The organism is Micromonospora sp. U21 (assembly GCF_018070045.1).
GTDB lineage: Bacteria > Actinomycetota > Actinomycetes > Mycobacteriales > Micromonosporaceae > Micromonospora.
Window position 1 is genome coordinate 1 of record NZ_JAGPYK010000088.1, and the last position, 969, is coordinate 969.

Annotated in this window: 1 protein-coding gene; it reads left to right on the forward strand. The window is 66.4% G+C overall.

Annotation, left to right across the window (positions count from 1 at the left end):
* Positions 1-102 precede the first annotated feature (102 nt).
* A complete protein-coding gene (locus KBX63_RS34870) occupies positions 103-945 on the forward strand; it encodes an IS5 family transposase (protein WP_210918681.1) in 843 nt (280 codons plus the stop codon).
* The last annotated feature ends 24 nt before the right edge of the window (positions 946-969 follow it).

Genomic DNA, 969 nt, shown 5'->3' on the forward strand with positions numbered 1-969 from the left:
AGAGGGCGCGCAAATAGGTCAGCGGGGATGAGCCGGGTAGGAGGCGGGCACAGGCATCAGTGATCATGAAGGTTCCTACGCCTAGTGATCACTGGAACGCCTGTGCCCGCTGTCCCATCATGGCTGAGCGACCCCTTGTGGGACCAGTTCGCCGCGCTGCTGCCACCCCGTTCCGCTACCGATCCCACCCATCCGCTGGGCTGTCACCGCCGGCGTATCGCCGACCGGATCGTGTTCGACAAGTTGCTGCAGGTGCTGCGGTTCGGCTGCTCCTACCAGGGCATCGCCGACTCCACCTGTTCGGCCACCACGATCCGCAACCGCCGCGACGAGTGGATCCAGTTGGGCGTGTTCGCCCAACTCAAGACGATCGCGCTGAACGCCTACGACCGTCTCGTCGGACTGCTACTGGACGACCTCGCCGTCGATGGATGCATCACCAAGGCGCCCGGCGGTGGCGAGGTCGCCGGCCGTTCACCGGTCGACCGCGGCAAGCAAGGCATGAAACGTTCGGTCATGGTCGAGGCCCGCGGCATCCCACTGGGCCGCGTCCTGGCCGGCGCCCACCGCCACGACTCCCCGCTGCTGGAATCCACGCTGGACCGGCTCGATGACCTCGGCCCGCTGCCCGGCACCATTACCGTGCACCTGGATGCCGGGTACGACTCCCAGAAGACCCGCGACCTGCTCACCGCACGCAGGCTGACCGGCGAGATCGCCCGCAAGGGCGTCAAAGCCCCGATCCAGGCCACCCGGCGGTGGCACGTTGAGCGCACGAACGCCTGGCACAACGCCTTCAACCGGCTGCAACGCTGCTACGAACGCAAAGAAGACGTGGTCAACGCCTACTTCGACCTCGCCGACGCCATCATCACCATCCGTAGCCTCATCCGCCAGGCGTGGATCTTGTACCGATGGGACACCCGCCCCACCCGCCGACCATGAAGCCCACCTATTTGCGCGACCACT